The organism is Mycobacterium sp. (assembly GCF_035603715.1).
Classification (GTDB): domain Bacteria; phylum Actinomycetota; class Actinomycetes; order Mycobacteriales; family Mycobacteriaceae; genus Mycobacterium.
This window is the reverse complement of record NZ_DATNJW010000617.1, coordinates 1-4,987: the sequence shown is the minus strand read 5'-3', so window position 1 is coordinate 4,987 and position 4,987 is coordinate 1. Positions and strand designations below refer to the sequence as shown.

General features: G+C 66.1%; 5 protein-coding genes. 1 reads left to right on the top strand and 4 read right to left on the bottom strand.

All coding sequences use genetic code 11. The features are described from left to right. A partial coding sequence (locus VN856_RS25215) for a substrate-binding domain-containing protein (RefSeq protein ID WP_325694420.1) occupies nucleotides 1-536 on the bottom strand: 536 nt, incomplete at its 3' end. A 592-nt stretch (nucleotides 537-1,128) separates the two neighbouring features. On the opposite strand from VN856_RS25215, the gene VN856_RS25210 reads away from it, so the two are divergent. After that, nucleotides 1,129-1,353: a hypothetical protein gene (locus VN856_RS25210; RefSeq protein ID WP_325694419.1), complete on the top strand. Its 225-nt coding sequence runs from the start codon at nucleotides 1,129-1,131 to the stop codon at nucleotides 1,351-1,353. Here the strand turns inward: VN856_RS25210 and VN856_RS25205 are convergent. The 3 genes from VN856_RS25205 to VN856_RS25195 all read right to left on the bottom strand — a co-directional run. Beyond that, nucleotides 1,350-2,219, bottom strand: coding sequence for a pseudouridine synthase (locus tag VN856_RS25205; protein ID WP_325694417.1), 870 nt, complete (start codon nucleotides 2,217-2,219; stop codon nucleotides 1,350-1,352). The two genes, VN856_RS25210 and VN856_RS25205, sit on opposite strands and share 4 nt — an antisense overlap. A 7-nt stretch (nucleotides 2,220-2,226) precedes the next feature. Next, nucleotides 2,227-3,987 (bottom strand): glycerol-3-phosphate dehydrogenase/oxidase, encoded by a 1,761-nt coding sequence (locus VN856_RS25200; protein WP_325694415.1) that lies wholly within the window; start codon nucleotides 3,985-3,987, stop codon nucleotides 2,227-2,229. A 61-nt stretch (nucleotides 3,988-4,048) separates the two neighbouring features. Continuing rightward, nucleotides 4,049-4,987: NAD(P)H-quinone dehydrogenase (locus VN856_RS25195; RefSeq protein ID WP_325694413.1), on the bottom strand; the 939-nt coding region annotated here is incomplete at its 5' end.

The following is a 4,987-nucleotide window of genomic DNA, read 5'->3' as shown; positions in this document are numbered from 1 at the left end:
TCGTTTGGCAGCTGCACACCCAGGTTCTGCAACGCAATTGCGCCGTCGTTCCACATGTTGATTTGCCCGTTGAAGATTTGCGCCGCAGTCAAACCGTCGAGGTTCAACGACGTCACGCCCTTGACGTTGAAGGCGATCGCGATCGGGCTGACCACCATCGGCAGGTTCCAGGTGGGCGAGCCGCACCGCTGCTGGGCCTTGGCGTACTCGTCGGCGCTCAGCGTGGAATCGGATCCGGCGAAATCGCTTTTGCTGTCCAGAAAGTCGCGGATGCCGGCGCTGGAATCGTCCGCGGTGTAATTGAGCGACTGTCCCGGGCAGGATTTCGCGAAAGCCTTGATGAATTCGCTCATCGCGTTCTTCTGCGCGGTGGATCCACTTGCGGTCAGGTCCGACTTGCCTCCGCAGGTGACCTTCACCGGAGCCGGGCTCGCCGTTCCCCCGCCGGAGGCGTTGTTGTGGCCCCCGCACGCCGACAAGAGCAGCACACCAGTCACCAGAATGCTCAGTGCGGCGTTAAATCGATTGAGCTTCAATCCAATTCCTTCAGACGGTACAGAGAAGATGACCGAACCGGCGCATCGCACGCCGCACCGCTAGTCGCTCGCATCCATGAGGCATGGTAACAAGATTCGCACTTCGGTCATTATGCCCAGCTCGGCTGAACGCGCGATAGTCACGATTTCGGCTCCGGTTTCCCGCCCGTTCATGTTCGGAAGACGCGCTGTGCGGTCTCAGCGTCCGTGCGCGCCGAAAAAGCGACCGCTAGTCTCCGATGCGCCGAAGGCCCCGGGCCGTCTGAAGTTTGATATCGAAAAGATCACAGGTCGGTGCGGTTAATCACACGTCAACTAGTTCTCAGCCATGTTGCGGATACGGCATTTGCCCAGCTGGAAGTGCCGGCCACGCCGTGGTGAACGGCGGGCGCGCCCAAGACACGGCACGCGCCGAGCCGTCATCCACCCGGCCCGAACGCCCCGTAGGAAGTACCGTGGGAATTGCGCACGCCGGTTGGCGGTTGGTCATTGCAGACCGGCCTGTGACGCCGATCACCGAAATTGAAAAGTCTCCGCGCCAGTCACTGCGAGACGCCCCGACGACCGTGTCGGGTCACTTAAGGACAGAAACGTGCTGACGACCCTGAGCCACGTCAAACTTGGCAATCTGAGCAATATTCGCTCCATCGACGCCGGCTTCCTGACGACGCGAGCCTGGGGCACTCTCCGGGCCGTCGTTCAGGGCGTGGCACCCACGAAGGCGGCGGCCGCCGGTTCGGCGATCACCCTCCCTGCCCGACAGGCATCGGTCGCGCCTGGCCTCACACCCATGCTTCGCGGCGCTGAGCGCTGCTAGGGCGCAAGCTCCAGCCGTCGCGAACTCACGAACTCGCGGCGCGTCCCGTTTCGCGGATCGTCGAATTCAATGCGCTGCGCCAGCAACTGCAATGGCGTGGAGAAGTCGTCGGCGGCTACATCGATGATCTTGGGATACAGCGGGTCTCCGTAGATCGGCAGGCCCAGCGATGTCATGTGCACACGAAGCTGGTGGGTGCGCCCGGTCCGCGGTGTCAGCCGGTACAGACCATCGGACGAGATTAGCTCCACCAACGTCTCGGCGTTGGGCTCACCGGCTTCCTCGACGGCCTGAAAATTGCTGCGGTGCTTGATGATACGACTACGCACCAGCCGCGGCAACACGACGTTCGGGTCGACCGCCGCCCGCGCTAGATACGTCTTGTGCACGGCGCCACGGGCAAACAACGTCTGGTAGGCCCCGCGCACCTCGCGGTGCGTCGTGAACAGCAGCACCCCGGCCGTCAGGCGATCCAGCCGATGAGCCGGGCTGAGCTCGTCTAGGCCGAGTTGCCGGCGAAGCCGCACCAGCGCACTCTGCGCGACGTGGCGCCCGCGCGGCATGGTGGCCAGGAAGTGCGGCTTGTCGACTACCACGATGTCCTCGTCCTGGTACAACACCGGAATGTCGAATGGCACTGGAACTTCGTCGAGCAGCTCGCGGTAGAGGTAGACGACGGCACCCGCCGGCAACACGATGGCCGGGTCCAACACCGCACCGTGCTGATCGACGACCTCGCCGGCGATCGCCTTTGCCGCGACATCGGGCCCGAACCGTCTGGCCAGCTCGTCGCCCAGCGGTCCGCCATGCACCCTTAGCCGCGCCGGCCCCAAGCCGTCGCGTGGCGGCAGCGGCGGGCGCCTCACGGTCGGCCTAATTTAAGGGCACCGGCTCGAGGATCTCGGCGCGGGCCTCTGGTGCGCTGGCCCGCAGCGCATCCGCGGACGCATCGTCCGGCTGGGCCTGGGACAGCACTTCGGCCTCCACCCGCGCGATGTAGGTCTCGACCTCTCGGTCGACGTCGGCCGTGGTCCAGCCCAGGATCGGCGCGACGATGTCGGCCACCTCGCGGGCGCAGTCGACGCCGCGATGCGAGTACTCGATGGCGATGCGCGTCCGCCGGGCCAGGACGTCTTCCAGATGCAGCGCACCCTCGGCCACTGCGGCGTACGCCGCTTCGACCCGCAGGTAGCCAGGTGCGGCGGCGATCGGGTTGAGCAGGTCGCGGTGGTCTGCTGCCAGCGCAAGCACTTCGTTGAGCAACGACCCATAGCGGTCCAGCAGATGGCGCACCCGGTATGGGTGCAGTCCCGCGACCGCCCCGACATGCTCGGTCTGGTTGATCAGCGCGAAGTAACCGTCGGCGCCCAGCAACGGCACCTTCTCGGTGATCGACGTTGCAACCCGGGCCGGAACATATTGCGCCGCAGCGTCAATCGCATCGGCAGCCATCACCCGATAGGTGGTGTACTTGCCGCCGGCAATGGCGACCAGGCCCGGTGCCGGCACCGCGACCGCGTGCTCACGGGACAGCTTCGACGTCTCTTCGCTCTCCCCCGCCAGCAGCGGCCGCAGCCCGGCGTATACCCCGTCGATGTCGTTGTGCGTCAACGGAGTAGCAAGCACCGTATTGACGGTGCTGAGGATGTAGTCGATGTCGATTTTGGTGGCGGCCGGATGCGCGAGGTCCAGATTCCAGTCGGTGTCGGTGGTCCCGATGATCCAGTGGTTGCCCCACGGGATGACGAACATCACCGACTTCTCGGTGCGCAGGATGATCGCGGCGTCGCTGACGATCCGGTCCCGCGGCACCACGATGTGCACACCCTTGGATGCACGAACCCGAAAACGCCCGCGCTGCTTGGACAATGCCTGAATCTCGTCGGTCCAAACCCCGGTCGCGTTGACGACGACGTGGCCGCGAACCTCGGCGACCGCGCCGTCCTCGGAGTCGCGCACCCGCACGCCGGTCACCCGGTCGCCTTCGCGCAGCAGCGACACCACTTGGGTGGACGAGCGCACCACCGCACCGTACTGCGCCGCGGTCCGCACGACCGTCAGAGTGTGCCGTGCGTCGTCGACGACGGTGTCGTAGTAGCGGATCCCGCCGATAAGCGCGCTGCGCTTCAGGCCCGGAGACAACCGCAGGGCGCCGGCCCGAGTCAGATGCTTTTGCCCCGGAACGGATTTCGCGCCACCGAGCTCGTCGTAGAGCAAGAGACCGGCGGCTACGTAGGGCCGCTCCCACCACCGCCTGGTCAGCGGGTAGAGAAACGGCAGCGGCTTGACCAGGTGCGGGGCCAGCGTGGTCAACGACAACTCGCGCTCGAAGAGCGCCACACGGACCAGGCCGAATTCCAGCTGCTCGAGATAACGCAACCCGCCATGAAACATCTTGGAGGACCGGCTCGACGTGCCGGAGGCAAAGTCGCGGGCTTCCACCAGCGCGACTTTCAGCCCTCGGGTGGCGGCATCCAGAGCCGCTCCGGAACCCACCACGCCGCCGCCTATCACCACGACGTCGAACTGCTCGCCGGCCAGCCGGTCCCAGGCTCTGGCGCGCTGTTCGGGTCCGATAAACGAACCCGGCCGGGTCTGCTGCTCGCTGGCCGGGACGCGATTCTCGTCGCTCACGGCACGGTCTCCTGTCGGTTACTCGTCAGTAGATTTGTTGATCCAAGGCTACCTGGGCGGGTCAGTCCAGGTCATCGTGCGCCATCAGCCGTCGGGCCGCCTCGGTGATCGAGCCCGACAGGGACGGATACACGCTCAAGGTCTGCGCCAGGTGGTTTACCGTCAGGCGGTTCTGCACGGCCATCGCGATCGGCAGAATCAGCTCCGAGGCGATCGGCGCGACCACCACGCCGCCGATCACCACACCGGTGGCCTGTCGGCAGAAAAGCTTGACGAAGCCGTGCCGAAGCCCCGACATCTTGGCCCGCGCATTGGTGTGCAACGGGAGCATGATCGTGCGGGCCAGCACCGATCCGTCGTCGATGGCGGTTTGGGGAACACCCACCGCCGCCAGCTCGGGCCGGGTGAACACCGCAGCGGCGACCGTACGCAGCCGGATCGGGGTGACGGCCTCGCCGAGTGCGTGCCACATCGCGATCCGGCCTTGCATCGCGGCGACCGAGGCCAGCGGCAGCAGCCCGGTGCAGTCGCCCGCGGCGTAGATGTTGGACACCGACGTCCGGGAGACCCGGTCGACGGCCAGGTAGTTGCCCGGTCCGAGTTCGATGCCCACCCGGTCCAGGCCGAGGCCGCTGGTGTTGGGCACCGAGCCGATCGTCATCAGCGCGTGGCTGCCCTCGACTGTCCGGCCGTCGGCCAAGGTCACCAGCACACCGGAATCGGTGCGGGTCACCGAGTCGGCGCGGGCGTTCTTGACCAGCTGCACTCCGCGCTCGGCGAAGATCCGCTCCAGCACAGCGGCCGCGTCAGCGTCCTCGTAGGGCAGGATCTGGTCGCGGCTGGCGACCACCGTGACGTCGACGCCCAATTCGGTATAGGCGTGTACGAATTCGGCGCCGGTGACGCCCGAGCCGACGACGATCAGATGCTCGGGCAATGCCTGCAGGTCGTAGAGCTGACGCCAGTTCAGGATGCGCTCGCCGTCGGTCCGCGCCGTCGG